At 69.8% G+C, this 24,439-nt stretch carries 21 protein-coding genes; 12 read left to right on the forward strand and 9 right to left on the reverse strand.

The features are described from left to right. The first annotated feature begins 1 nt into the window (after window position 1). Together ACIRA5_RS16660 and ACIRA5_RS16665 are read left to right on the forward strand one after the other, a co-directional pair. Window positions 2-982 carry an alpha-ketoacid dehydrogenase subunit beta gene (locus ACIRA5_RS16660; RefSeq protein WP_352049480.1) on the forward strand — a complete coding sequence of 327 codons (981 nt, stop codon included), beginning with the start codon at window positions 2-4 and terminating at the stop codon, window positions 980-982. A 10-nt stretch (window positions 983-992) separates the two neighbouring features. Next, on the forward strand, window positions 993-2,450 hold the full coding sequence (locus ACIRA5_RS16665) for a dihydrolipoamide acetyltransferase family protein (protein ID WP_403691368.1): 1,458 nt from the start codon (window positions 993-995) through the stop codon (window positions 2,448-2,450). Between the two features lie 101 nt (window positions 2,451-2,551). Here the strand turns inward: ACIRA5_RS16665 and ACIRA5_RS16670 are convergent, their stop codons facing one another. After that, entirely contained in the window at window positions 2,552-3,448 is an 897-nt protein-coding gene (locus tag ACIRA5_RS16670) for a D-alanyl-D-alanine carboxypeptidase family protein (protein ID WP_403691369.1), read from the reverse strand. Window positions 3,449-3,669: 221 nt separating this feature from the next. Here ACIRA5_RS16670 and ACIRA5_RS16675 point away from each other — a divergent pair, with 221 nt between their 5' ends. Both ACIRA5_RS16675 and ACIRA5_RS16680 read left to right on the forward strand, forming a co-directional pair. Beyond that, on the forward strand, window positions 3,670-4,344 hold the full coding sequence (locus tag ACIRA5_RS16675) for a GntR family transcriptional regulator (RefSeq protein ID WP_403691370.1): 675 nt from the start codon (window positions 3,670-3,672) through the stop codon (window positions 4,342-4,344). After that, window positions 4,341-5,645: a nitrate/nitrite transporter gene (locus ACIRA5_RS16680; protein WP_403691372.1), complete on the forward strand. Its 1,305-nt coding sequence runs from the start codon at window positions 4,341-4,343 to the stop codon at window positions 5,643-5,645. The genes ACIRA5_RS16675 and ACIRA5_RS16680 overlap by 4 nt, the downstream gene beginning before the upstream one ends. A gap of 71 nt (window positions 5,646-5,716) precedes the next feature. Here the strand turns inward: ACIRA5_RS16680 and ACIRA5_RS16685 are convergent, their stop codons facing one another. Then, window positions 5,717-6,541 (reverse strand): maleylpyruvate isomerase family mycothiol-dependent enzyme, encoded by an 825-nt coding sequence (locus ACIRA5_RS16685; protein ID WP_403691373.1) that lies wholly within the window; start codon window positions 6,539-6,541, stop codon window positions 5,717-5,719. A 154-nt stretch (window positions 6,542-6,695) separates the two neighbouring features. Here ACIRA5_RS16685 and ACIRA5_RS16690 point away from each other — a divergent pair, with 154 nt between their 5' ends. Further along, window positions 6,696-7,490 (forward strand): carbon-nitrogen family hydrolase, encoded by a 795-nt coding sequence (locus ACIRA5_RS16690; RefSeq protein WP_403691375.1) that lies wholly within the window; start codon window positions 6,696-6,698, stop codon window positions 7,488-7,490. Window positions 7,491-7,564: 74 nt separating this feature from the next. On the opposite strand, the gene ACIRA5_RS16695 is transcribed toward ACIRA5_RS16690, so the two are convergent. After that, entirely contained in the window at window positions 7,565-8,059 is a 495-nt protein-coding gene (locus ACIRA5_RS16695) for an LURP-one-related/scramblase family protein (RefSeq protein WP_403691376.1), read from the reverse strand. A 99-nt stretch (window positions 8,060-8,158) separates the two neighbouring features. Continuing rightward, window positions 8,159-9,211, reverse strand: coding sequence for a GlxA family transcriptional regulator (locus tag ACIRA5_RS16700; RefSeq protein WP_403691378.1), 1,053 nt, complete (start codon window positions 9,209-9,211; stop codon window positions 8,159-8,161). A gap of 52 nt (window positions 9,212-9,263) precedes the next feature. Between ACIRA5_RS16700 and ACIRA5_RS16705 the strand changes: the two genes are divergently transcribed. Next, window positions 9,264-9,695: a cupin domain-containing protein gene (locus ACIRA5_RS16705; protein WP_403691379.1), complete on the forward strand. Its 432-nt coding sequence runs from the start codon at window positions 9,264-9,266 to the stop codon at window positions 9,693-9,695. A gap of 30 nt (window positions 9,696-9,725) precedes the next feature. Further along, window positions 9,726-11,567 carry a thioredoxin-like domain-containing protein gene (locus ACIRA5_RS16710; RefSeq protein WP_403691380.1) on the forward strand — a complete coding sequence of 614 codons (1,842 nt, stop codon included), beginning with the start codon at window positions 9,726-9,728 and terminating at the stop codon, window positions 11,565-11,567. 49 nt (window positions 11,568-11,616) lie between these two features. Here ACIRA5_RS16710 and ACIRA5_RS16715 read toward each other — a convergent pair whose 3' ends face one another. From ACIRA5_RS16715 to ACIRA5_RS16725, 3 genes are all read right to left on the reverse strand, one after another. After that, on the reverse strand, window positions 11,617-11,850 hold the full coding sequence (locus tag ACIRA5_RS16715; protein ID WP_403691381.1) for a hypothetical protein: 234 nt from the start codon (window positions 11,848-11,850) through the stop codon (window positions 11,617-11,619). A 78-nt stretch (window positions 11,851-11,928) separates the two neighbouring features. After that, window positions 11,929-13,293 carry a M18 family aminopeptidase gene (locus ACIRA5_RS16720; protein ID WP_403691383.1) on the reverse strand — a complete coding sequence of 455 codons (1,365 nt, stop codon included), beginning with the start codon at window positions 13,291-13,293 and terminating at the stop codon, window positions 11,929-11,931. 284 nt (window positions 13,294-13,577) lie between these two features. Next, on the reverse strand, window positions 13,578-15,404 hold the full coding sequence (locus tag ACIRA5_RS16725) for an acyl-CoA dehydrogenase (RefSeq protein ID WP_403691384.1): 1,827 nt from the start codon (window positions 15,402-15,404) through the stop codon (window positions 13,578-13,580). A 143-nt stretch (window positions 15,405-15,547) separates the two neighbouring features. Between ACIRA5_RS16725 and ACIRA5_RS16730 the strand changes: the two genes are divergently transcribed. From ACIRA5_RS16730 to ACIRA5_RS16740, 3 genes are all read left to right on the forward strand, one after another. Beyond that, window positions 15,548-16,021: an SseB family protein gene (locus ACIRA5_RS16730; protein ID WP_355313815.1), complete on the forward strand. Its 474-nt coding sequence runs from the start codon at window positions 15,548-15,550 to the stop codon at window positions 16,019-16,021. Between the two features lie 117 nt (window positions 16,022-16,138). Further along, window positions 16,139-17,110 (forward strand): pirin family protein, encoded by a 972-nt coding sequence (locus ACIRA5_RS16735; protein ID WP_403691386.1) that lies wholly within the window; start codon window positions 16,139-16,141, stop codon window positions 17,108-17,110. Window positions 17,111-17,278: 168 nt separating this feature from the next. Next, window positions 17,279-18,352 (forward strand): AI-2E family transporter, encoded by a 1,074-nt coding sequence (locus tag ACIRA5_RS16740; protein ID WP_403691388.1) that lies wholly within the window; start codon window positions 17,279-17,281, stop codon window positions 18,350-18,352. On the opposite strand, the gene ACIRA5_RS16745 is transcribed toward ACIRA5_RS16740, so the two are convergent. Further along, entirely contained in the window at window positions 18,295-20,472 is a 2,178-nt protein-coding gene (locus ACIRA5_RS16745; protein ID WP_403691390.1) for a SpoIIE family protein phosphatase, read from the reverse strand. The genes ACIRA5_RS16740 and ACIRA5_RS16745 overlap by 58 nt on opposite strands. 173 nt (window positions 20,473-20,645) lie before the next feature. Between ACIRA5_RS16745 and aspS the strand changes: the two genes are divergently transcribed. Further along, window positions 20,646-22,409, forward strand: a complete 1,764-nt coding sequence (gene aspS / locus ACIRA5_RS16750; RefSeq protein ID WP_403691391.1) for an aspartate--tRNA ligase — start codon at window positions 20,646-20,648, stop codon at window positions 22,407-22,409. 143 nt (window positions 22,410-22,552) lie between these two features. After that, window positions 22,553-23,518, forward strand: a complete 966-nt coding sequence (locus ACIRA5_RS16755; protein WP_403691393.1) for an intradiol ring-cleavage dioxygenase — start codon at window positions 22,553-22,555, stop codon at window positions 23,516-23,518. Window positions 23,519-23,595: 77 nt separating this feature from the next. Here the strand turns inward: ACIRA5_RS16755 and ACIRA5_RS16760 are convergent, their stop codons facing one another. Continuing rightward, on the reverse strand, window positions 23,596-24,321 hold the full coding sequence (locus tag ACIRA5_RS16760) for an alpha/beta fold hydrolase (RefSeq protein WP_403691394.1): 726 nt from the start codon (window positions 24,319-24,321) through the stop codon (window positions 23,596-23,598). Window positions 24,322-24,439: the final 118 nt, after the last annotated feature.

A 24,439-nucleotide genomic window follows, 5' to 3' on the forward strand; every position in this document is an offset into this window, starting at 1 on the left:
GATGGCTGCGGAAAAGATGGCGTTGGCCAAGGCGATCAACGAGTCGCTGCGTACGGCCCTCGACGCCGACCCCAAGGTCCTGATCATGGGTGAGGACGTCGGCAAGCTCGGCGGTGTCTTCCGGGTCACCGACGGGCTCCAGAAGGACTTCGGCGAGGACCGGGTCATCGACACCCCGCTCGCGGAGTCGGGCATCGTCGGCACGGCGATCGGTCTCGCGCTGCGCGGTTACCGGCCGGTGGTGGAGATCCAGTTCGACGGTTTCGTCTTCCCGGCGTACGACCAGATCGTCACGCAGCTCGCGAAGATGCACGCGCGGGCGCTGGGCAAGATCAAGCTTCCCGTCGTGATCCGGATTCCGTACGGCGGTGGCATCGGCGCGGTCGAGCACCACTCCGAGTCCCCCGAGGCGCTGTTCGCGCACGTGGCGGGCCTGAAGGTGGTCTCCCCGTCGAACGCGTCGGACGCCTACTGGATGATGCAGCAGGCCATCCAGAGCGACGACCCGGTGATCTTCTTCGAGCCGAAGCGGCGCTACTGGGACAAGGGCGAGGTCACCACCGACGCGATTCCCGGACCGCTGCACAAGGCGGTCGTGGCGCGCCAGGGCAGCGATCTGACGCTCGCCGCCTACGGCCCGATGGTGAAGGTCTGCCTGGAGGCGGCCGCGGCCGCCCAGGAGGAGGGCAAGTCGATCGAGGTCCTGGACCTGCGTTCGATGTCCCCGATCGACTTCGACTCCGTCCAGGTCTCGGTGGAGAAGACCCGCCGCCTGGTCGTGGTGCACGAGGCCCCGGTCTTCCTCGGTACGGGCGCGGAGATCGCCGCCCGCATCACGGAGCGGTGCTTCTACCACCTGGAGGCACCCGTCCTGCGGGTGGGCGGCTATCACGCCCCCTATCCGCCGGCGCGCCTGGAGGAGGAGTACCTTCCGGGCCTGGACCGGGTGCTCGACGCCGTCGACCGCTCACTGGCGTACTGAGGAGAGGGTCGTGACGACGATGACTGAGAACGCGTCGGGGCTCCGCGAGTTCAAGATGCCCGACGTGGGCGAGGGGCTCACCGAGGCGGAGATCCTCAAGTGGTACGTCCAGCCCGGTGACACGGTCACCGACGGCCAGGTCGTCTGCGAGGTCGAGACCGCCAAGGCCGCCGTGGAACTGCCCATCCCGTACGACGGCGTGGTGCGCGAACTCCACTTCCCCGAGGGGACGACGGTGGACGTGGGCCAGGTGATCATCGCGGTGGACGTGGCCGGCGGTTCGGCGCTCACCGGGCAGGCCCCCGTCGCCGTGGAAGCGCCCGTGGCGGAGACGCCCGCCGCCCCCACTCCCCAGGCACCGGTCGCCGAGGAACCCAAGCCCGAGGGCCGCACACCGGTCCTCGTCGGGTACGGGGTGGCCGAGGCTTCCACGAAGCGCCGCCCCCGCAAGGGCGCCGAGGTCCCGGCCCAGCAGCCCGAGACGTTCCTGGCGGCGACCGCGCTCCAGGGCGAGCTCAACGGCCACGGCCACGGGTCCGCGCCGGTCGGGCAGCGCCCTCTCGCCAAGCCCCCGGTCCGCAAGCTCGCCAAGGACCTCGGCGTCGACCTGGCCACGATCACGCCGTCGGGCCCGGACGGCATCATCACGCGCGAGGACGTGCACGCGGCGGTCGCACCTGCTCCGGCCCCGGAGCAGCCGGCTGTGCCGGCGCCCCCGGTTCCCGCCCAGGCCCAGGCTCCCGCTCCGGTCGTCACGTACGACACGGCGCGTGAGACGCGTATCCCGATCAAGGGGGTCCGCAAGGCCACGGCCGCCGCGATGATCGGCTCGGCGTTCACCGCGCCGCACGTCACCGAGTTCGTGACGGTCGACGTGACGCGCACGATGAAGCTCGTCGAGGAGCTCAAGCAGGACAAGGAGATGCAGGGCCTGCGGGTCAACCCGCTCCTGCTCATCGCCAAGGCCCTGCTGGTCGCCATCAAGCGCAACCCGGACGTCAACGCGTCCTGGGACGAGGCGGCCCAGGAGATCGTGCTCAAGCACTACGTGAACCTGGGCATCGCCGCCGCCACCCCGCGTGGTCTGATCGTCCCGAACATCAAGGACGCCCACACCAAGACGCTCCCTCAACTCGCCGGGTCCCTGGGCGAGCTGGTGGCCACGGCCCGTGAGGGCAAGACCTCACCCGCCGCGATGCAGGGCGGCACGGTCACGATCACGAACGTCGGCGTCTTCGGCGTCGACACCGGCACGCCGATCCTCAACCCCGGCGAGTCGGCGATCCTCGCGATCGGCGCGATCAAGCTCCAGCCCTGGGTCCACAAGGGCAAGGTCAAGCCCCGCCAGGTGACGACGCTCGCGCTGAGCTTCGACCACCGCCTGGTCGACGGCGAACTGGGCTCCAAGGTGCTGGCCGACGTGGCGGCGATCCTGGAACAGCCGAAGCGGCTGATCACCTGGGCGTGAGCGCCGGCGCGTAGTCGGCGCGGGCACGACGAAGGGGGCCCGTCGCGTTCGGCGACGGGCCCCCTTCGGCTGTGGTGCCCGGGAACTGCTCTGTCCGGGAACTACTTGGCGAAGCCGTAGTTCAGGAGCTTGGTGGCGTCCGTGGCGCGCTGGGTGATCGAGGTCGACGCGAGGACCGTGCCGATGATCGTCTTGCCGTTGCGGGTGGCCGCGAAGACGAGGCAGTACTTGGCCTCGGGGCCGGAGCCGGTCTTCACGCCGATGGTGCCGCTGTAGCTGCTGAGCAGCGTGTTCGTGTTGGTCCACGCCGCCATGGTGCGGGTGCTGCCGGTCTTCGTGACGGTCTTCGCCGTGTACGACTTGGTCTTCACGACCGTGCGGAACGTGGTGCTCTTCATCGCGCTGCTGGCGAGCTTCGTCAGGTCGCGCGGCGTCGAGTAGTTGCTGCCGTTGCCGATGCCGTCGAACGAGTCGAACTTCGTGTTCGTCATGCCGAGGCTCCGCGCGGTGGTGTTCATCTTGCCGATGAACGACTTCACGCGGGCGGCACGGGTCGTGCCCGAGCCGAACTTGTCGGCGAGCGCGTAGGCGGCGTCACAGCCGGACGGCAGCATCAGACCGTAGAGGAGCTGACGGACGGTGACCTTGTCGCCGACGATCAGGTGGGCGGAGGACGCGGTGTTGGCGACGATGTAGTCGCTGTACGCCTTCTGGATCGTGACCTTGGCGTCGAGGTTGAGGTTCGGCTGCGCGAGCACGACCTTGGCGGTCATGATCTTGGTGGTGGAACCGGTGGAACGCTTGGTGTCCGCAGCCTTGGTGTACAAGGTCTTGGCCGTGCCGTTGTTCATCACGTAGCCGCCGGCGGCGGCGATGGTGGGCGTCGTGACGGCCCCTGCGGGGGCGGCCCCGAAGGCTCCGGCCGCCAGTACGGCGCCGGTGGTAACGGTGACAGCGGCGGCTCGACGGAAACGCGTGCCCTTAATGCCGGTAATCAAAATGAACGCTCCGAATGCGCGAAATGCCCCTGGGAGAACGGCACATGGCAGTGCCGTCTTACGTACGGACTCGTGAGGGACCCAAAGGGATGCACGGAAGATGGGCTGGAATTGTGTGACGTGGGTTACGCCGAGGGGCGGGCGTTGACCGCGTGAAGGCTATCGGTCCGCATCCTGGACGACGCACGACCATGCGTACGTGTTGTATCTATGATGTGCGCATGCCTGTCGCGCCGTCCGTGTCCGCTCCGCCCGCCACCAAGCAACCCCCCGCCGCCGACCGCGTCTACACCCACGTCAAGCGGGGCGTCCTGGAACGCCGTTACGAGGGTGGGACGCTGCTCACCGAGGGCGAGCTCGCCGAGGCCGTGGGGGTCTCGCGCACGCCGGTGCGCGAGGCGTTGCTCCGGCTCGAGGTCGAGGGCCTGATCAAGCTCTACCCGAAGAAGGGCGCGCTCGTCCTGCCCGTCTCCGCGCAGGAGATCGCGGACGTGGTCGAGACACGGCAACTCGTGGAGGAACACTCGGTCCGCAAGGCCGTACCCGCGTCGCCGCGTCTCATCGCGCGCCTGGAGGAACTCCTCGCGCAGCAGAAGGAGCAGGCCGCCGCGGGAGACCTGGCCGGCGCCGCCGTCACCGACCGCTGCTTCCACGCCGAGATCGTCCGCAGCGGCGGCAACGAGATCCTCTCCCGGCTCTACGACCAGTTGCGCGACCGGCAGTTGCGGATGGGCGTCGCGGTCATGCACGCGCACCCCGACCGCATCACCAAGACGCTCACCGAGCACGAGGCGATCCTCGAAGCACTGCGGTCCGGCGACGCGGAGGCGGCGGTCGACATCGTCCACGGTCACGTCAGCTGGTTCTCGAACCTGGCGCGGGGCGAGGTCCGATGAGCTCCCACTCGGCCGTCTCGCTCCCCGGAGACCCGCCCGGGGGCCGCCGCGCGATCGGCGTCTGGGGCATCGGCGTCTCCGTCTACTTCGTCGCCGTCATCTTCCGTACCTCGCTGGGAGTGGCCGGGCTCGACGCCGCGGACCGCTTCCATGTGAACGCCTCCGCCCTCTCCACCTTCTCGATCCTGCAACTCCTCGTCTACGCGGGCATGCAGATACCCGTGGGACTGCTGGTCGACGGACTCGGCACCAAGAAGGTGCTGACCATCGGCGTCCTGCTCTTCACCGCGGGCCAGTTGGGCTTCGCGTTCTCCTCCACGTACGGGATGGCGCTCGCCTCGCGCGCGCTGCTGGGCTGCGGGGACGCGATGACGTTCATCAGCGTGCTGCGGCTGGGCACGCGGTGGTTCCCGGCGCGGCGGGGGCCGTTGGTCGCGCAGCTCGCCGGTCTTGTGGGCATGGCGGGCAACCTGGTCTCCACCCTCGTCATCGCGCGGCTGCTGCACGGGGTGGGGTGGACGACGGCGTTCGCGGGCAGCGCGTTCGCCGGAGTGGTCGTCCTCGTACTCCTCCTTCTCTTCCTGAAGGACCACCCCGAGGGGCACGAGCCGGAACCGTTCCCGCACCAGGGGGCCGCGTATGTGCGGCGACAGATCGCGGCGTCGTGGCGGGAGCCCGGCACGCGACTGGGGATGTGGGTGCACTTCACGACACAGTTCCCGGCGATGGTCTTCCTGCTCCTGTGGGGCATGCCGTTCCTGGTCCAGGCGCAGGGGCTGTCGCGGGCGACGGCCGGTGAACTGCTCACCCTCGTGGTGCTGTCCAACATGTTCGTGGGTCTTGTCTACGGGCAGATCGTCGCCCGGCATCACGCGGCGCGGCTTCCGCTGGCGCTCGGGACGGTGACGGCGACGGCGGTGGTCTGGGCGAGTGCGCTGGCGTATCCCGGTGACCGGGATCCCATGTGGCTGCTGGTCGTGCTGTGCGCGGTGCTCGGGGCGTGTGGGCCGGCTTCCATGATCGGGTTCGACTTCGCGCGGCCCGCGAATCCACTGGAGCGGCAGGGCACCGCGTCCGGGATCACCAACATGGGCGGTTTCGTCGCCTCCATGACGACGTTGTTCGCGATCGGCGTGCTGCTGGACGCGACCGGGGACAACTATCGCGTCGCCTTCTCCGCCGTGTTCGTTCTTCAGGCGCTGGGGCTGAGCCAGATCTTCCGGTTGCGGAAGCAGGCGGCGCGCAGGGAGCGTGAGCGGCTGGTGGCCAGCCGCGTGGAGACGGTGCACGTCCCCGCGTAGCGCCCCTTCAGGAGCGCGGGGAACTGCCTGACCAGCAGCCCCCGCCCAACCCGCGGTCCGAGAACCTCGCGCTACGGCGTGACCGTGAAGTTCCTCAGGATGGCCGCGGTCAGTTCCGGGTCGCCCTCCGTCTTGATGCGGTCGAAGACGGCGTCGGCCGTGACGCGGCCGCAGGCGAGACGGAAGTACGTCTCCCAGTCGAGGGTCAGGGTGGCGGCCGGGCCGAGAGAGGGGGCGCCGTCTATCGAGCCGCGCCCGTCCGCATCGACCCGCACCGTCCGCAGGAACTCCAGCGGCCCGTGGATGTCGAAGACGACCGCAGAGTTCGCGGGCGCCCCCGCGTCCTTGGCGACGACCTTCGGCAGGGCCCCGAGGAGCTTGTCGCGGACGATGTGCGCGCCGGGAGAGTCGAGGTTGCCGGGCATCCCGAGGGCCACCCGCAGGTCCTGTTCGTGCACCCATACGTCGAACGCACGCCTGCGCATCGCCTGTTCGAGGGTGATCTCGGTCCCGAGCGGCCCGCGCACCTTGGCGTCCGGCTGCCGCGACTCGTTCCGCAGCTGACGGTTGCGGCGGATGATCGTGTACTCCAGCTCGGAGGTCATCTCCGGCGCCGTGTGGTGGCGGCGCACGTCGACCTGCATCTCCATGTACCGCTGGTGCTCGTTCGTCACGTGATACAGATCGCGGGGGAGCGTGTGGATCGGCCGCGGATCGCCCAGCATCTCGCAGTCGAGCCCGATGACGTGCGAGACGAGATCCCGCACCGACCAGCCGGGGCAGGGCGTGCGCCGGTTCCACTCACCTTCCACCAGCGGCGACACCAACTCGGATATCGCATCGACGGAGTGGGTCCAGGCGTCGGCGTAGGACTGAAGGCTGGGATGCAGACTCACGGAACGGGACCCCTCGGGCGGTAGGACGCGGGCAGTGCACAGGTAGCGGGTGTCTTGGGACGCTAAGTTACGCTGCTGTGAGGCACCCCGGCAGTGCTTTCGTGTGACGATCGTAGGCCTGTATGGACGGCTCGAATGCCAGGACGGTGGTAGTGTGCGCGCCTCTCTCCTCCAGATCGACGTAAACGACGGCGAATCGGTCGATTCGCGTCGGCGGCGTGTGGCCGCTCTGGTACGAGAACAAGCCGGAGTCGATCTGGTCGTGCTGCCGGAGCTGTGGACCACCGGCGCGTTCGCCTACGAGGCGTTCGGTACCGAGGCGGAGTCCCTCGAAGGGCCGACGTTCGAGGTCATGGCGAAGGCGGCGAGCGACGCGGGCACCTGGCTGCACGCCGGGTCGATCCCCGAGCGGGACGCCGACGGCACGCTCTACAACACCTCTCTCGTCTTCACCCCCTCCGGCGACCTGGCCGCCACCTACCGCAAGATCCACCGCTTCGGCTTCGACAAGGGCGAGGCCGTCATGATGGGCGCGGGCGCCGAACTGGCGACGGTCCGTCTGCCGGAGACCACCCTCGGCATCGCCACCTGCTACGACCTCCGCTTCCCCGAGCTCTTCCGCGGGCTCGTCGACGCCGGCGCCGAGACCCTCGTCCTCTCGGCCGGCTGGCCCGAGCGGCGCCGCTCCCACTGGACGCTGCTCGCCCAGGCCCGCGCGGTCGAGAACCAGGCGTTCGTTCTCGCCTGTGGAACGGCCGGCACGCACGCGGGCGTTCCCCAGGCCGGTCACTCGATCGTGGTCGATCCGTGGGGGGAGGTCCTGGCGGAGGCGGGGGCCGGGGAGCAGGTGCTCACGGTGGACTTCGACCCCGGGAAGGTCGCGACCACGCGGGAGCAGTTCCCGGCGCTGAAGGACCGGATGCTGGGACTGACGGCACCGCGCCGCTGAGCCGGTCCTTTTTCCCCGGTCTTCCGGCCGCTCCTCTCCTCTCCTCTGGCCCCTCCTCACCTCGGCCCGTCGAGTCAGTCCTCGCCCCGCTCCTTCTCCGCCAGGTGGATCACACACACCGCCACCGCGATCAGCAGCGCGGGGTCCGCGTCCTCGCGGACGACGTCGACGCCGTACGTCTCCCGTACGTGCAGCCAACGGCGCGAGATCACCGCCAGCAGCTCACCCTCGTACTCGACGGCGAACTCGCGGTCGAGGATCTTGCCGCTGACGTCGAGTTCCGTACCGTCCACCAGGGACACCCGGTAGTGGTTGCGGAGCAGGGACAGCCGCTTGCGTCTGATCGTCGCCAGCGGTTCCCCCTCTCGGTCGATCACCATCGTGTCCCGCAGGGCGAACATCTTCTGGTGGATGTCGATGAGGACACGCCCGCGGGTGTCCTTCAGCTCGAAGGTGTCCCGCAGTCGCATCGCCTTGCCGTCGACGAGGAACACCTTGTTGCCGTGGTCGTCCTCGATCCAGTAGTCGTCACCGAAGCCGAGGAGCCGGTCGCGTACGAGGAATCTCATACCGTTACCGGTTCCCGGGATCCACAAGATCATCACGCCTTCACCCCTCCGAAGGCGGCGTCCGAGGCCTGGGGCAAGCAGGCCGGATCCCAGGCCACTTCACAGCCCGGTCCCGCTCCGTCCTCCTGAGGCCGGAAAACCCGCGCCCGGCTCCTTCCTCACGAAGGAGCCGGGTATCACCGCTTCTCCGGGGGCCGGCCCGAACCGCCGCCGGTACGCCGACGGGCTCAGCCCGGTCTCCCGCCGGAGCCGTGCCCGTAGGTTGGCCGCCGTGCCCAGGCCGCTCCGCTCGGCCACGACGTCCAGTCGCTCCTCTCCCCGCTCGATCAACCGGCAGGCGACGGCGACGCGTTCCCCGGTGAGCCAGGCCAGTGGCGTGGTGCCCAACTGGGTTCGGAAACGGCGGTGGAGCGTGGCGGGGGAGACGGCCGCGTGGGCCGCGAGGTCCGCCACCGTCAGCGGCTCGCCCAGCCGTTCCTGCGCCCACGCGAGCAGCGGACCGAGCGACTCGTCCGGCACGTCGGGCACCGGCCGCTCCACGAACTGCCGCTGACCTCCGTCCCGGTGCGCCGCGAACACGAGCCGTCGGCTGACCGCGTTGGCGATCTCGGCGCCGTGGTCCCGGCGCACGACGTGCAGCCCCAGGTCGAGCGCCGAGGCGCTGCCGGACGCCGTGAGGATGTCGCCGTCGTCCACGAAGAGGACGTCCGGCTCCAGGCGCACCGCCGGGAAACGCGCCCGGAAGGAGTCCGCCCACATCCAGTGGCAGGCCGCCCGCCGCCCGTCCAGCAGCCCGGCCTCCGCGATCGTGAACGCGCCCGAGCAGAAACCGAGTAGCCGTGCGCCGCGCGCGTGCGCCCGGCGCACGACATCCAGCACACGGGGTGAGCGCGGGGCCTCGGTGTCCGGCCGGTTCGGCACGATCAGCGTGTCCGCCTCCTCGGCCGCCTCAAGACCGGCGACTCCGGTCAGCGTGAAGAAGCCGTCGCGCATCCGCGTAAGCGGCCCGGCGGCGCAGAGCCGGAAGTCGTACAACTCCCGCCCCAGTTCGGGCCGGGGCAGCCCGAAGACCTCGATGGCACAGCTCATCTCGAACGGGTTCGAGTTCTCGTCGACGATCAGCACGACACGGTGAGAGGATTCTTGCGCCATATGCGATTTCTAGCACTCGTGCTCGTGCCGCACCACCGCCGAGGATGACCACATGGCCTCTTCGAGCAGCACCCGTACCACCTCTTCGGACAGCGGCGGTGAGCCCGTCGCCCTCGCCACCGCCCTCGCCTCCTTCTCCGACCTCTGGAGCCCCCGTATCGTCACCGCCGTCAACGACTACGACGTGCGCATCGCCAAGGTCGAGGGCGAGCGCGTGTGGCACGTGCACGACCACACGGACGAGTTCTTCCTGGTCCTGGAGGGCGAGCTGACCATCGCGCTCCGGGAGACGGCGGGCGAGCGGACCGTCGTTCTCCCCCAGGGCTCCGTCTTCACCGTCCCCCGCGGGACCGAACACAGGCCGGCCGCCCCGACCGGCGCCGCGATCCTGCTCTTCGAGCCCACCGGAACCAGCACCGTCGGCGACCGCCACGACGAGATCCCGGACCACGTGGACGCCACCACGGGGCACGCGCTGGGCTGATTGTCGGTGGCGGGTGGCACCCTTGTTTCCATGAACGACTCCGCCCCGCCCACCGCCTCGGCACCCACCCCCCGCCGCGCTCGCGTCCGCGCCCCCGAGCTGATCGGCAAGGGCGGCTGGCTGAACACGGGAGAGCGGCAGTACACCCTCGCCGACCTGCGAGGGCGCATTGTCATCCTCGATTTTTGGACCTTCTGCTGCATCAACTGTCTGCATGTCCTGGACGAGCTGCGGGAGCTGGAGGAGAAGCACCGGGACACGGTGGTGATCATCGGGGTGCACTCGCCGAAGTTCGTGCACGAGGCCGAGCACCAGGCGGTCGTGGACGCGGTGGAGCGGTACGGGGTCGAGCACCCGGTGCTCGACGATCCCGAGCTCGCGACCTGGAAGCAGTACGCCGTGCGTGCCTGGCCGACGCTCGTCGTGATCGACCCCGAGGGGTACGTGGTCGCGCAGCACGCCGGTGAGGGGCACGCGCACGCGATCGCCCGCCTGGTGGAGGAGCTGGAGGCCGAGCACGCGGCCAAGGGGACGCTGCGCCGCGGCGACGGGCCGTACGTGGCACCCGAGCCCGAGCCCACGGCGCTCCGCTTCCCCGGCAAGGCCCTCGCCCTGCCGAGCGGGAACCTCCTGGTCAGCGACACGACCCGGCACCAGCTCGTCGAGCTGGAGGGCGACGGGGAGAGCGTCGTACGGCGGATCGGCTCCGGGGTGCGGGGGTTCGTGGACGGATCGGCCGAGGAGGCCGGGTTCAGCGAGCCGCAGGGGCTGGCGCTGCTCGACGACGGTTCGGTCGTCGTCGCGGACACCGTGAACCACGCGCTGCGCCGCCTCGACCTCGTGACCGGCGAGGTCAGCACCCTCGCGGGGACGGGACGCCAGTGGTGGCAGGGCTCGCCGACGTCCGGCCCGGCGCGCGAGGTGGACCTGTCCTCGCCGTGGGACGTGGCGCTGTTCGGCGGGAAGGTCTGGATCGCCATGGCCGGGGTGCACCAGCTGTGGGCGTATGACCCGCGGGGCTCCACCGTCGGGGTCGCCGCCGGTACGACGAACGAGGGGCTCGTGGACGGGCCGGGGGCCGAGGCCTGGTTCGCGCAGCCCTCCGGGCTCGCCGCCACCGCCGACCGGCTCTGGCTGGCCGACTCCGAGACGAGCGCCCTGCGCTGGGTCGACCTCGACGGGACCGTGCACACCGCCGTCGGCACCGGGCTGTTCGACTTCGGGCACCGGGACGGAGCCGCCGAACAGGCCCTGCTCCAGCACCCGCTGGGTGTCACGGCCCTCCCCGACGGCTCGGTTGCGGTCAGCGACACGTACAACCACGCACTGCGCCGCTACGACCCCGCGACGGGCGAGCTGACCACGCTGGCGACCGACTTGAGGGAGCCCAGCGACGCGGTTCTCGTCGGGGACGACATCGTGGTCGTGGAGTCGGCGCGGCACCGGCTGACCCGGCTGCGGCTTCCCGAGGAGGCCGTGCGGGTGGAGTCGGTGGCCCACCGCACCCAGCGCGCGGCGACCGAAGTCGCTCCGGGAGGGCTCCGGCTGGACGTCGTCTTCCAGGCCCCGACGGGCCAGAAGCTGGACATGCGCTACGGGCCGTCCACCCGGCTGCTCGTGTCCTCGACCCCGCCCGAGCTGCTGCTCACGGGCGAGGGCGCGGGAACCGATCTCTTCCGCGCCCTGGAGCTGAACCCGGCCGTCACGGAGGGCGTTCTGCATGTCTCCGCGATGGCGGCGTCCTGCGACGACGATCCCGCGAACGAGTACCCGGCCTGCCATGTCCACCAGCAGGACTGGGGTGTGCCGGTCCGCCTCACCGAGGGTGGCACGGACCGGCTGCCGCTGGTGCTGGCGGGCATGGCCGACTGATCGTCCCCTGCGTCCGCAGCGTTGGCTGCACGTACTTCCGCAGCGTTGGCTACACGCCGTAGCCGCCCCGGTGGTGCCGCTCCTCCTCGATCACCGGGGTGCTGGGCGGTATGACCACCCGGCGCCTCCTGGCGATGCTGCTGAACGTCACCACGCCGATCAGCCCGACGATCATGAAGATGAGACCGACCAGGTCGAGGTTGACCCCCTTCATGTGCCAGTCGGTCGCGAATGTGAGGACCGCCCCCGCTGCGATCAGGATGATGCATCCGCCCAGACTCATGGGTGTCGCCTCCTTGTCACCAACTCGGCTTCTCTCAGGCCCGGTCCGGGTACCCGGCGGCGCGCCGGGCATGCGGAACTAACCTTCCAGGAACGCCACCAGCGCGTTGGCCAGCAGGAACGGGTCGTCAGCGCCGCAGAGTTCGCGGGCGCTGTGCATCGAGAGGATGGCCACGCCGATGTCGACGGTCCTGATGCCGTGGCGGGCCGCGGTGATCGGGCCGATGGTGGTGCCGCAGGGCATCGAGTTGTTGGAGACGAAGGACTGGAAGGGCACACCGGCCTTCGCGCAGGCGGCGGCGAAGACGGCACGGCCCGAACCGTCCGTGGCGTAGCGGTTGTTGACGTTCACCTTGAGGATGGGGCCGCCGCCCGCGCGCGGGTGGTGCGTCGGGTCGTGCCGCTCCGCGTAGTTGGGGTGGACGGCGTGGCCCGTGTCGGAGGAGAGGCAGATGGTGCCCGCGAAGGCGCGCGCCCGGTCCTCGTACGAGCCGCCGCGCGCGAACACCGAGCGTTCCAGCACGCCGCCGAGCAGCGGACCGTCGGCGCCGGTGTCGCTCTGCGAGCCGTTCTCCTCGTGGTCGAAGGCCGCGAGGACGGGGATGTACGAGAGCCCCGAACCGGAACCCGAGCCAGAACCGGAATCCGAACCGGAGGGGGAGCCGGAACCGGAGTCGGAAGGTGAGCCCTCGCCCGTCGCCGCCGCGATCAGCGCCGCCGTACCGGCGTGCAGGGACAGCAGGTTGTCCATGCGCGGTCCGGCCACCAGCTCCTTGTCGCGGCCCAGGTACGCGGGCCGCTCGACGGAGTGGGTCATCAGGTCCCAGCCGGCGACCTCACCCGCCGGCAGCCCCGACTCCTCCTCCAGGAAGGCGATCAGGTCGCCCTCGCCGGGGTCGCCCAGACCCCAGACGGGCTGCAGATGACGCTGCTTGTCGAGCTTGAGGCCGTCGGTGGAGACGGAACGGTCGAGGTGCACGGCGAGCTGGGGCACGCGCAGCAGGGGCCGGTCGATGTTTACCAGACGCGAGGAGCCGTCCTTCAGCGTCAGTCGTCCCGCCAGCCCCAGGTCCCGGTCCAGCCAGGAGTTCAGCAGCGGGCCGCCGTAGATCTCCACGGCGACCTGGCGCCAGCCGTGCGCCCCGCTGTCCGGCTGCGGCTTCACCCGCAGATTGGGGGAGTCGGTGTGCGCGCCCACGATCCGGAACGGGGTGTGCGGCTCGGCACCCTCGGGCACGTACCAGGCGACGATCGCGCCGCCGCGCAGCACGTACTTGCCGCCGCTCGTCCCCTCCCAGGCATCGGTCTCGGCGACCTGACGGAATCCGGCCTTCTCCAGCCGCTCGGCGGCGTTCGCCACGGCGTGGTACGGCGTCGGGCTTGCCGCCAGAAAGGTCATGAGGTCGTCGGTGTGGCCGCGATCGAAGCGGGCGCTTGTGCTCATGGGTTCACCTTAACGACGCCCGCGGGCCCGCTCCCGGCGATGGGGACGGCCCCTCGTAAGGGGATGTGAAGGACGGACATCTGACTGGAGGGGCAGGTTCCGGTTCGCTTCCCGGGCCTCGTGGTCTTCGAATCCCCGCGTCCCGTGGTCTTCGAACCATGCGAGAAATACATGCGAGGAGCGGGCTGCCGCGAGCCCCTTGTGGCCGCGTACGGCGGCGGCCCGCCCCCGGAGATTCGCTCCGGGAACGGGCCGCCGACGGCGATGCCCTCAGGCCACGAGGATCAGAACGCCGCCTCGTCCAGCTCCATCAGGTCCAGGTCCACGCCCTCGGCGAGCTTGCGGGCGCCGGTGACGCCGGGCAGGACGTTGGCGGCGAAGAACTTCGCCGCGGCGATCTTGCCGGTGTAGAAGGGCTTGTCCTTCGCCGAGGCCGTCTCCAGCTTCTCGGCGGCCACGGCGGCACCGCGCAGCAGCAGGTAGCCGACGACCACGTCGCCGGAGGCCAGCAGCAGGCGGGTGGTGTTGAGGCCGACCTTGTAGATGTTCTTGACGTCCTGCTCGGTGGCCGCCAGGTCCGTGAGCATGAGGCCGACGATGGCCTCCAGCTCGACGGCCGCCTTGGCGAGCTGCTCGCGGGCCGCGGACAGGTCCTCGCCGCCCGTGCCGAGCGCCAGGAACTTCTTGATGTCCTCGGCGAGGGAGTTCAGCGCCGCGCCCTGGTTGCGGACGATCTTCCGGAAGAAGAAGTCCTGGCCCTGGATCGCGGTGGTGCCCTCGTACAGGGTGTCGATCTTGGCGTCGCGGATGTACTGCTCGATCGGGTACTCCTGCAGGAAGCCGGAGCCACCGAAGGTCTGCAGCGACTGGGCGAGCTGCTCGTAGCCCTTCTCGGAGCCGTAGCCCTTCACGATCGGCAGGAGCAGGTCGTTGAGGGCCTCCAGGGCGGCGGTGTCCTCGCCGGCGGCCTCCTTGACCTGGATCTCGTCCTGGATCGCGGCGGTGTGCAGCACCAGGGCGCGCATGCCCTCGGCGTAGGCCTTCTGCGTCATCAGCGAGCGGCGCACGTCGGGGTGGTGCGTGATGGTGACCTTGGGCGCGGTCTTGTCCATGAAGTTCGCGAGGTCGGGACCCTGGACGCGCTCCTTGGCGTACTCAAGGGCGTTCAGGTAACCCGTCGACAGGGTCGAGATCGCCTTCGTGCCGACCATCATGCGGGCGAACTCGATGATCCGGAACATCTGGCGGATGCCGTCGTGCTTGTCGCCGATCAGCCAGCCCTTGGCGGGGTGGCGGTCGCCGAAGGTCATCTCGCAGGTGTTGGACGCCTTGAGGCCCATCTTGTGCTCGACGTTCGTCGCGTACGCGCCGTTGCGCTCGCCCAGCTCGCCGGTCTCGAAGTCGAACTCGTACTTCGGGACGAGGAAGAGGGACAGGCCCTTGGTGCCGGGGCCGGCGCCCTCGGGACGGGCGAGCACGTAGTGGAGGATGTTCTCCGACATGTCGTGCTCACCGGACGTGATGAAGCGCTTCACGCCCTCGATGTGCCAGGAGCCGTCCTCCTGCTGGACCGCCTTGGTGCGGCCCGCGCCCACGTCCGAGCCGGCGTCCGGCTCGGTGAGCACCATGGTGGAGCCCCACTGCTTGTCGACGGCGATCTTCGCGATGTGCTTCTGGACCTCGGTGCCCTCCTCGAAGAGGATGCCCGCGAAGGCGGGGCCGGAGGAGTACATCCAGACCGCCGGGTTGGCGCCGAGCACCAGCTCCGCGTACGCCCAGATCAGGGAGCGGGGCGAGGTGGTGCCGCCGAGCTCCTCGGGCAGGCCCAGGCGCCAGTACTCGGAGTCCATGAAGGCCTTGTACGACTTCTTGAAGGATGCCGGTACGGGAGCCGTGTTGGTCTCCGGGTCGAAGACCGGCGGGTTGCGGTCGGCGTCCGCGAAGGAGTCCGCCAGCTCGTTCTCCGAGAGACGGGCCAGCTCGTCGAGGACGCTCTTGGCGGTGTCGACGTCCATCTCCGCGAACGGTCCGGTGCCGTACAGCTTGTCGCGCCCGAGCACCTCGAAGAGGTTGAACTCGATGTCGCGGAGATTCGACTTGTAGTGCCCCATGGCGACGGCTCCGTAAGGGATCGGGGAGGTGGAGGTACTCGCAGCCTCGTTACACGTACTGGCAAGTAGCTACGATGATGCTACCCGTCGGTAATAAGAATCAACCCCTGATGGCCCATATGTGGCCGACTACTCTTTGACCCATGTACGGATACGGCCATGACGCGACTGGTGGTGCAGCCCAGCAGCAGTACGCCCCGCCGCAGCAGCAGATGCCCGGCGGTTACGGCCAGCAGCCGCCGCTCTACCCCGAGCCGTCCCCGCCCTCGCTGGCGGACGCGGTGCGTGCGTTCACCACGGGATCGATGTCCGCGGAGGACTTCCAGCAGGTCTTCGCGACGTCGAAGGTCTACTGCCCACGTGGCGACAACCCCGGATTCCTGGCGCTGCACAACACCCAGCAGCCGGTCATCCCGATGTTCACCTCGCTCAAGGAGCTGCGCCGGTACGCCGGCAAGGAGTCCAAGTACTTCGTGATCACCGGCGCCGAGGTGATCGACCTGCTCCCCACCGGCTACGGCTTCGTCCTCGACATGGAGGGGGAGCACCGTATGGTCTTCGACGCGAAGGCCGTGGAGCAGATGGTGGACTTCGCCATGCGCCGTATGTACGGGTAGCGCCCACTCCCCTACGACAGTCCGGACGCCCGGAGGGAATGCCCTCCGGGCGTCCGTCGTTGTGGGTGGCAGAAAGTTCAACAATCAACTAAACTCGCAGCACAAGGAGGTACCGACATGCCTGCAGTGACCGTCGAGAACCCGCTGACCCTGCCCCGTGTGGTCGCGCCGGCCGACGCCGTGGACCGTCCCGTGCTCACCGTGACGACCGCGCCCAGCGGCTTCGAGGGCGAGGGTTTCCCGGTTCGCCGTGCGTTCGCCGGAATCAACTACCGCCACCTCGACCCGTTCATCATGATGGATCAGATGGGCGAGGTGGAGTACGCGCCGGGCGAGCCCAAGGGCACCCCCTGGCACCCCCACCGCGGCTTCGAGACCGTGACGTACATCATCGACGGCATCTTCGACCACCAGGACTCCAACGGTGGTGGCGGCACCATCACCAACGGCGACACCCAGTGGATGACGGCGGGCGCCGGCCTCCTGCACATCGAGGCCCCGCCGGAGTCTCTCGTCATGTCCGGCGGCCTCTTCCACGGCCTCCAGCTGTGGGTGAACCTCCCGGCCAAGGACAAGATGATGGCCCCCCGGTACCAGGACATCCGCGGCGGCTCGGTCCAGCTGCTGAGCACCCCCGACGGCGGCGCGCTGCTGCGCGTCATCGCCGGTGAGCTCGACGGCCACCAGGGTCCCGGCATCACGCACACGCCGATCACCATGGTCCACGCGACCCTGGCGCCCGGCGCCGAGATGACCCTCCCGTGGCGCGAGGACTTCAACGGTCTCGCGTACGTCCTCGCCGGACGCGGCAGCGTCGGTACGGGCCGTCGGCCGGTCCACACCGGCCAGACCGCCGTCTTCGGCGCGGGCGGCTCGCTGACCGTCCGCGCGGACGAGAAGCAGGACGCGAACACGCCGGACCTCGAGGTCGTCCTGCTCGGCGGACAGCCGATCCGCGAGCCCATGGCCCACTACGGCCCCTTCGTGATGAACACCCGCGAGGAGCTGCAGCAGGCCTTCGAGGACTTCCAGAAGGGCCGTCTGGGCACCGTTCCGGCGGTGCACGGAATGTCCGAGGGCGGGATGTAATCCCTTCCCGGCCCCTTCCGGCCTTCCTCCGCCCGACCACGAAAGGCCCCGTCCCCACCCCGGACGGGGCCTTTCGGCCGTCGGACGGGGCCTCTCGCGCTGACGCCGTGTCACCCGACCGGGCCGTTCCGGCGGGACGGCCCGGCCCTCGCGTGGTCGGGTGGAGGCGTGCAGCTACTCCCCGAGGGCGCCCGGCGGCTGGCCGCCTGGTGCGCCGTGATCCTGCTCGTCGCCGGTGTGGCGTGGGTCGGGATCCGGCTGTGCGGGGAGTTCCGTACGGCGATCGTGCCCGTGCTGCTCGCGCTCCTCGGCACCGCGCTGCTCGGGCCGATGTACCGGCGGCTGGTGCACGTCGGGGTCAACCGGTCGCTGGCCGCGGGGCTCACCTGTGTCGCGGTGGTCGTGGTCGTCGGCGGCGCCGTCTACATCGTGGTCGCCGCGCTCATCGACACCGGGGACCAGATCACCGCCTCCCTCAGGCTGGCCGCGCGGTCCGTCGCCGAGCACTTCGGCGCGGCGGGCACCTCCCTCGACGACATCGCCGCCAACGCCAAGGACCTGCTGACCAAGTTCGGCGCGACGGCCGCGTCCAATGTCATCAGCGGCGTGAGCGTGGTGGGCGAGTCCATCGCCATGGCCGTACTGGCCCTGCTGCTCGTCTTCTTCTTCCTCCGCGACTCCCACCGCACCGCCGGGCTGCTGCGGTCGCTGGCGCCGCGCGGCACCGCGGACATGGTGGAGGCCATGGCCCGGCGCGCCTTCGGCGCCGTCCAGGGCTTCATGCGCGGGACCACGGTGATCGCCCTCATCGATGCCCTGTGCATCACGATCGGGCTGCTGATCCTGCGTGTCCCGGGCGCGGCCGGGCTCGGTGCGCTGGTCTTCGTGGGGGCGTTCATCCCCTACCTCGGCGCGTTCCTCTCCGGAGCGGTGGCCGTGCTGGTCGCGCTCGCCGACCGGGGGTTCGTGATCGCGCTGTGGGCGCTCGGGGTCGTGCTCGCCGTGCAGGTCCTCGAAGGGCATGTGCTGCAGCCGATGATCCAGAGCCGGACCGTGCAGATGCATCCGGCGGTGGTGATGCTGGCGATCACGGCGGGCGCGTCCGTCGCGGGCATCCTGGGCATGCTGCTCGCCGTACCGTTGACGGCCGCCGGGTTCGGGATCCTCGCGGAACTCCGGACCCACTACGAGTCGGCCTCCCCGTCCCCACCGGCCTCCCCGTCTTCACCAGACACCTCGTAGAACTCGAACCAGATGCTCTTGCCCTCGCCCCGTGGGTCGACGCCCCAGGCGTCGGCGAGGAATTCCACGAGCATCAGCCCGCGTCCGGAGGACGCCAGTTCGCCCGGATGCCGGCGGTGCGGCAGGTCGTCGCTGGCGTCGGTGACCTCGACCCGCATCCGGCGGTCGTCCGCACCGCCGGTCACCTCGGCGACGAGCAGCGCGTCGGTGTCGGTGTGGACGAGGACGTTGGTGAGCATCTCGGAGACGAGGAGGACCGCCGAATCGCGCTGGTCGTCGCAGGCCCAGTCGTGCAGCATCTCGCGCAGCTGCTGGCGGGCCCCCGAGATCCGCTCGGGCTCGGCCTGCGCCACGGTCAGCGCGGTGCGTCGCACCGAGGATGAGAGCGGGGCCTCGACCGTGTCGCCGTCCCCCTTGCCCTGCCGGCTCAGCAGCAGCACGGCTATGTCGTCCTCGCGCCGGTCGGCCAGCGGCCCCGGGGTGTGGTGCGAGGAGGGCCCGTGCACGCCCTGGACCAGCGCGTCGGCGAGCTCCTCCATGCCGCCGTCGTGGGATTCCAGGATGTGGCGGATACGGCGCCATCCGGTGTCGAGGTCGTGGCCGCCGGTCTCGATCAGCCCGTCGGTGCACAGCAGCATGGTCTCGCCGGGCTCCAGGGCGAGCCGGGTCGTGGGGTAGTCGGCGTCCGGGTCGATGCCGAGCGGCAGTCCGCCCGCCGTGGGCCGTATCAGCACCGTCCCGTCCGCCATGCGTATCGCGGGGTCCGGGTGCCCCGCACGGGCGAAGTCCAGGATGCCGGTCGCCGGGTCCACCTCGACGTACAGGCAGGTCGCGAAGCGCGGGTCCGAGGTGTTGCCGCCGCTCTCGCCGGTGGAGCCGTACGTCACCGAGTCCGTGATCCCGCACAGAAACCGTGAGGCCCGGGAGAGGACCGCGTCGGGCCGGTGGCCCTCGGAGGCGTACGCGCGCAGGGCGATACGGAGCTGGCCCATCAGCCCGGCGGCGCGCACGTCGTGGCCCTGGACGTCCCCGATGACCAGGGCGAAGCGGCCGCTCGGCAGCGGGATCACGTCGTACCAGTCGCCGCCGACCTGGAGGCCGCCGCCGGTGGGGACATAGCGTGCGGCGACTCCCATGCCCGGCATCTGCGGGCCGAGGGTGGGCATCATCGAGCGCTGCAGGCCGTCGGTGAGCTCCCGCTCCGTCTCGGCGGCCACGGCGCGGGAGAGGGCCTGTGCGAGCATCCGGGCCACGGTCGTCAGCACGGAACGCTCGTCGGGCGTGAAGCTGACCGGGTAGGTGAAGGCCGCCATCCACGCGCCCATCGTGCGCCCGGCGACGGTCAGCGGCAGAAAGGCCCAGGACTCCCGCCCGAAGTGTTCGGCGAGCGGCCAGGAGACCGGATAGCGCTCCTTGTAGTCCTTGGGGGAGGAGAGATAGACGGCACGGCCCGTGCGGACCACCTCCGCGGCCGGGTAGTCGGTGGCCAGGGACATATGGGTGAAGGGGCCCTCGTCTCCCGGCTTCTGCCCGTGGTGGCCGACGACGGTGAGTCGTTCCCCGTCCACGCCGAAGACGGCCAGCCCGTCCGGTGTGAACCCCGGCATCGACAGGCCCGCCGCGACCCGCAGTACCTCGGCCGTGGACCGCGCCTCGGCCAGCGCCCGCCCCGCGTCCAGCAGGAACGCCTCGCGCGAGCGGCGCCAGTCACCGGTGAGCGGGGTGCGCGCGGCGGTGGCCCCCGAGGTCTCGGTGACCTCCTGGAGGGTGCCGAACAGCACGAACTCCCCGGTCTCGGGGTCGACGCTCGGCTTGGAGCGGCTGCGCACGGTACGGATCACCCGCCCGTGCTCGTCCATGATCCGTAGCCGGACCTCGGCGAGCGTGTCCTCGGCGACGGCGAGCTGTACGACGCTGACGACCTCGTTCCAGTCGGCCGGGTGGAACCGGGAGCGCGTGGCCACCTCGGTGACGGTCGTTCTCTCCGCGGGCAGCCCGAGGAGCCGGGCGGCCTCGGCGTCGACGGTGACCTGCCCGTGTGCGTTGTCCCAGCGCCACACGCCGGTCGCAAGGGCGGCCAGTACGTCCCCCACAGCAGGCAGGGGCTCACCAGTGCGCATTGACCCACTGTATGAAGAGGTGATCGGAAGGTGCCACCGAGAGTATTCGGAGTGGTGATCTTTGGGCGGCCGGTACCCTTGGGGGATCCGGGCGTCGGCCCGGAAGTTTCACGTGAAACAGACCCAAGCTCATGTGAAACAGACCCCGATCCGCGAAGACTGGATGAACGACGATGCATCGGTACAGGTCCCACACCTGCGGCGAGCTCCGCGCCTCTGACGTCGGCAGCGACGTCCGGCTGAGCGGCTGGCTGCACAATCGCCGAGACCTGGGCGGCATCCTCTTCATCGATCTGCGCGATCACTACGGCATCACGCAGCTCGTCGCCCGCCCCGGCACGCCCGCCTACGAGGCCCTCGACAAGGTCTCCAAGGAGTCGACGGTTCGCGTCGACGGCAAGGTCGTCTCGCGTGGCGCGGAGAACGTCAACCCGGACCTGCCCACCGGCGAGATCGAGGTCGAGGTGAGCGAGGTCGAGCTGCTCGGCGCCGCCGCCTCGCTGCCGTTCACGATCAACGCCGAGGACGGCGTCAACGAGGAGCGGCGCCTGGAGTACCGCTTCCTCGACCTGCGCCGCGAGCGCATGCACCGCAACATCCTGCTGCGTACGGCCGTGATCTCCGCGATCCGTCACAAGATGACGGCGCTGGGCTTCAACGAGATGGCGACCCCGATCCTCAGCGCCACCTCCCCCGAGGGCGCGCGCGACTTCGTGGTCCCCTCCCGTCTGAACCCGGGCAAGTTCTACGCCCTGCCGCAGGCGCCGCAGCAGTTCAAGCAGCTGCTGATGATCTCCGGCTTCGACCGCTACTTCCAGATCGCGCCCTGCTTCCGCGACGAGGACGCGCGCGCCGACCGCTCGCCGGGCGAGTTCTACCAGCTCGACGTGGAGATGTCCTTCGTCGAGCAGGAGGACGTCTTCCAGCCCATCGAGAAGCTGATGACGGAGCTGTTCGAGGAGTTCGGCGGTGGCCGTCATGTCACCTCCCCCTTCCCGCGCATCCCGTTCCGCGAGGCGATGCTGAAGTACGGCTCCGACAAGCCGGACCTGCGCGCCCAGCTGGAACTGGTCGACATCACCGACATCTTCGAGGGCTCGGAGTTCAAGGCCTTCGCCGGCAAGCACGTACGCGCCCTGCCGGTGCCGGACGTCGCCGGTCAGACCCGCAAGTTCTTCGACGGCCTCGGTGACTACGCGGTCGAGCAGGGCGCGAAGGGCCTGGCCTGGGTCCGGGTGGGTGAGGACGGCTCGCTGACGGGCCCGATCGCCAAGTTCCTCACCGAGGACAACGTCGCCGAGCTGACCAAGCGCCTCTCCCTGGCCCCCGGCCACGCGGTGTTCTTCGGAGCGGGCGAGTTCGACGAGGTCTCGAAGATCATGGGCGCGGTGCGGGTCGAGGCCGCGAAGCGCTCGGGCAACTTCGAGGAGAACGTCTTCCGGTTCTGCTGGATCGTCGACTTCCCGATGTACGAGAAGGACGAGGAAACCGGGAAGATCGACTTCTCGCACAACCCGTTCTCGATGCCCCAGGGCGGCCTGGAGGCCCTGGAGTCCCAGGACCCGCTGGACATCCTGGGCTGGCAGTACGACATCGTCTGCAACGGCGTCGAGCTGTCCTCCGGCGCGATCCGCAACCACGAGCCCGAGATCATGCTCAAGGCCTTCGAGATCGCGGGCTACGACCGTGACACCGTCGAGGAGCAGTTCGCCGGCATGCTGCGCGCCTTCCGCTTCGGCGCCCCGCCGCACGGCGGGATCGCCCCGGGCGTCGACCGCATCGTCATGCTCCTCGCGGACGAGCCGAACATCCGCGAGACGATCGCGTTCCCGCTCAACGGCAACGCGCAGGACCTGATGATGGGCGCGCCGACGGAGCTGGACGAGACCCGTCTGCGGGAGCTGCACCTCTCGGTGCGCAAGCCGCAGCCGAAGTAGTCCTCGCAGGGGCATTTCCAGGTACCCCTCCCTGCCTCAGTGGCTCGGAACCGCCGCCGGTTCCGGGCCACTTTTGCGTGTCCACGCAAAACCACAGTCCGCACCCATGCTGCTGACAGGCGGGGTCCCTAGCGTCCCTGCACATGACTGAGAAACAAGCACCGGCGCACAAGCGGGACATGACGCGACGTAAAGTCGTCGTCGCAGGTGGCGCGGCTGTCGCGGCCGTGGGCGTGGGCGGCGGACTCGCCGTGAACGCGTTCGCGGGCGAGACGACGGACGCCTCTGCCTCTGCCTCCTCTTCCGCCACGGCGTCGGAGACGTGCTACACCCTCACCTCGGAGACCACCGAGGGCCCTTACTACATCGACGCGGACAAGCTCCGTCAGAACATCACCGAGGGCAAGGAGGGCATTCCGATGACCCTCGAACTCAAAGTGATCGACGCTGACACCTGTAAGCCCGTCAAGAACGCGGCGGTCGACATCTGGCACTGCACCGCTCTGGGTGTCTACTCCGGCTTCGAGGCGATGGGCAGCGGCGGTGGCGGTGGCGGCGGCACCCCGCCCTCCGGCGCCCCGACCGACGCCCCCTCGGGCACGCCCACGGGTGAGCCCCCGTCCGGCGGGCCCTCCGGCGGCACGGGTGGCGGCCACTCCGAGCCGACCGACGACGAGCGCTATCTTCGCGGCACCTGGAAGACGGACAAGCGCGGTTATGTGACCTTCAAGACGATCTTCCCGGGCTGGTACCAGGGCCGCGCCGTCCACATCCACACGAAGGTGCATGTGGACGGCACCTGGACCGACGCGGGTTACGAGGGCGGGCACACCTGCCACACAGGCCAGTTCTTCTTCGACGAGAAGTCGGTGCTGGCGTCGGCGAAGGTCTCCCCGTACTCCACCAACACCACCACGCGCACCACGCTCACCGAGGACACGATCTACCCCCAGAACGGCCACACGGGCGGCCTTCTGTACCTCAAGTACGACAAGAAGAACATCGCGAAGGGAGTCCGCGCGCACCTGACGATGGGCGTGGCCCCGGACGAGACGCACGACAGCACGGACACGCAGCCGAGCACGTCGGCGTCGCCCTCGGCGAGCTGACCCACCGGCTCGCTCGACCCGGGCCCGGAACTCCACTGGTTCCGGGCCCTTGGGGTCGCCTGCGCAGGATGAGCGGGTCAGCCGAGCTTGAGCAGCAGTTCGGTGAGCTCGACCGGCATGGTGACCATGCAGTCGTGGCCGGTCGCCAGTTCCCACACCTGTGCCGGGGTGCCGTTGGGCTGTGTCGCGGGGACGGGCCGCCGGTCGAGGCCCTCCGGCTTGCCCACCGTGCAGTGGATGTGTGTCCGCGGGATCGTGTGCACGGCGGGGTTGTCCAGTCGGACCGGTTGTTGGAGGCAGCGCACCGGCTGATCGGACAGCATCGTGCGCAGCCAGGCGACATCCGCCGGGTCGGTGACCCCGAACAGACCCGAGGGCGGCGGCATCTCGGGCAGCGGCGGAACCCGCCAGCCGCTGTCGGACCGCACGGCGAGGTCGATCAGGGCCTGGGTCACGGGGAGGACGTCGGCCGCGCTCTCGCCGTCCTCGGGGACCATCGCGTCGAGGTAGACCAGCCGCGCGATCCGGTCCGGGATCTGGTTGGCCGCGGACGAGATGACCAGCCCGGCGTAGCTGTGTCCGACGAGGACCACCTCGGTGAGGTCTTCCTCGACGATCAGATCGACGACGTCGTCGACGTGTGTGTCGAGCCCCACCTCGGGGCCGAGCAGATGCGACCTGTCGCCATAGCCGGTCAGGGACGGCGCGATCACCCGATGTCCGGCCGACGCCAGCAAGGGGACCACCCGCTCCCAGCACTCTCCGTTGTGCCAGGCACCGTGTACCAGCAGATACGTTGACATGGGTTCGCTCCTTGCGCGCCGTCGACACCGGCGGTGAGGTCGAGGGCGGTGTGGTCGGGCTCGGTCGTGTTGAAGGCTGCCGCCGAGGTGCTGACCGAGCCAGGGCACCCGCGATCCT

This window comes from Streptomyces sp. NPDC096311 (assembly GCF_044763085.1).
In the GTDB taxonomy this organism is placed as follows: Bacteria; Actinomycetota; Actinomycetes; order Streptomycetales; family Streptomycetaceae; genus Streptomyces.

What these genes read in the sequence shown, in the direction of transcription:
- ACIRA5_RS16660 (WP_352049480.1), top strand. Translation starts at nt 2, where the DNA reads ATGGCTGCGGAAAAGATGGCGTTGGCCAAGGCGATCAACGAGTCGCTG.
- ACIRA5_RS16675 (WP_403691370.1), top strand. Translation starts at nt 3,670, where the DNA reads ATGCCTGTCGCGCCGTCCGTGTCCGCTCCGCCCGCCACCAAGCAACCC.
- ACIRA5_RS16680 (WP_403691372.1), top strand. Translation starts at nt 4,341, where the DNA reads ATGAGCTCCCACTCGGCCGTCTCGCTCCCCGGAGACCCGCCCGGGGGC.
- ACIRA5_RS16695 (WP_403691376.1), bottom strand. Translation starts at nt 8,059, where the DNA reads ATGAGATTCCTCGTACGCGACCGGCTCCTCGGCTTCGGTGACGACTAC.
- ACIRA5_RS16700 (WP_403691378.1), bottom strand. Translation starts at nt 9,211, where the DNA reads ATGGCGCAAGAATCCTCTCACCGTGTCGTGCTGATCGTCGACGAGAAC.
- ACIRA5_RS16705 (WP_403691379.1), top strand. Translation starts at nt 9,264, where the DNA reads ATGGCCTCTTCGAGCAGCACCCGTACCACCTCTTCGGACAGCGGCGGT.
- ACIRA5_RS16710 (WP_403691380.1), top strand. Translation starts at nt 9,726, where the DNA reads ATGAACGACTCCGCCCCGCCCACCGCCTCGGCACCCACCCCCCGCCGC.
- ACIRA5_RS16715 (WP_403691381.1), bottom strand. Translation starts at nt 11,850, where the DNA reads ATGAGTCTGGGCGGATGCATCATCCTGATCGCAGCGGGGGCGGTCCTC.
- ACIRA5_RS16720 (WP_403691383.1), bottom strand. Translation starts at nt 13,293, where the DNA reads ATGAGCACAAGCGCCCGCTTCGATCGCGGCCACACCGACGACCTCATG.
- ACIRA5_RS16725 (WP_403691384.1), bottom strand. Translation starts at nt 15,404, where the DNA reads ATGGGGCACTACAAGTCGAATCTCCGCGACATCGAGTTCAACCTCTTC.
- ACIRA5_RS16730 (WP_355313815.1), top strand. Translation starts at nt 15,548, where the DNA reads ATGTACGGATACGGCCATGACGCGACTGGTGGTGCAGCCCAGCAGCAG.
- ACIRA5_RS16735 (WP_403691386.1), top strand. Translation starts at nt 16,139, where the DNA reads ATGCCTGCAGTGACCGTCGAGAACCCGCTGACCCTGCCCCGTGTGGTC.
- ACIRA5_RS16745 (WP_403691390.1), bottom strand. Translation starts at nt 20,472, where the DNA reads ATGCGCACTGGTGAGCCCCTGCCTGCTGTGGGGGACGTACTGGCCGCC.
- aspS (WP_403691391.1), top strand. Translation starts at nt 20,646, where the DNA reads ATGCATCGGTACAGGTCCCACACCTGCGGCGAGCTCCGCGCCTCTGAC.
- ACIRA5_RS16755 (WP_403691393.1), top strand. Translation starts at nt 22,553, where the DNA reads ATGACTGAGAAACAAGCACCGGCGCACAAGCGGGACATGACGCGACGT.
- ACIRA5_RS16760 (WP_403691394.1), bottom strand. Translation starts at nt 24,321, where the DNA reads ATGTCAACGTATCTGCTGGTACACGGTGCCTGGCACAACGGAGAGTGC.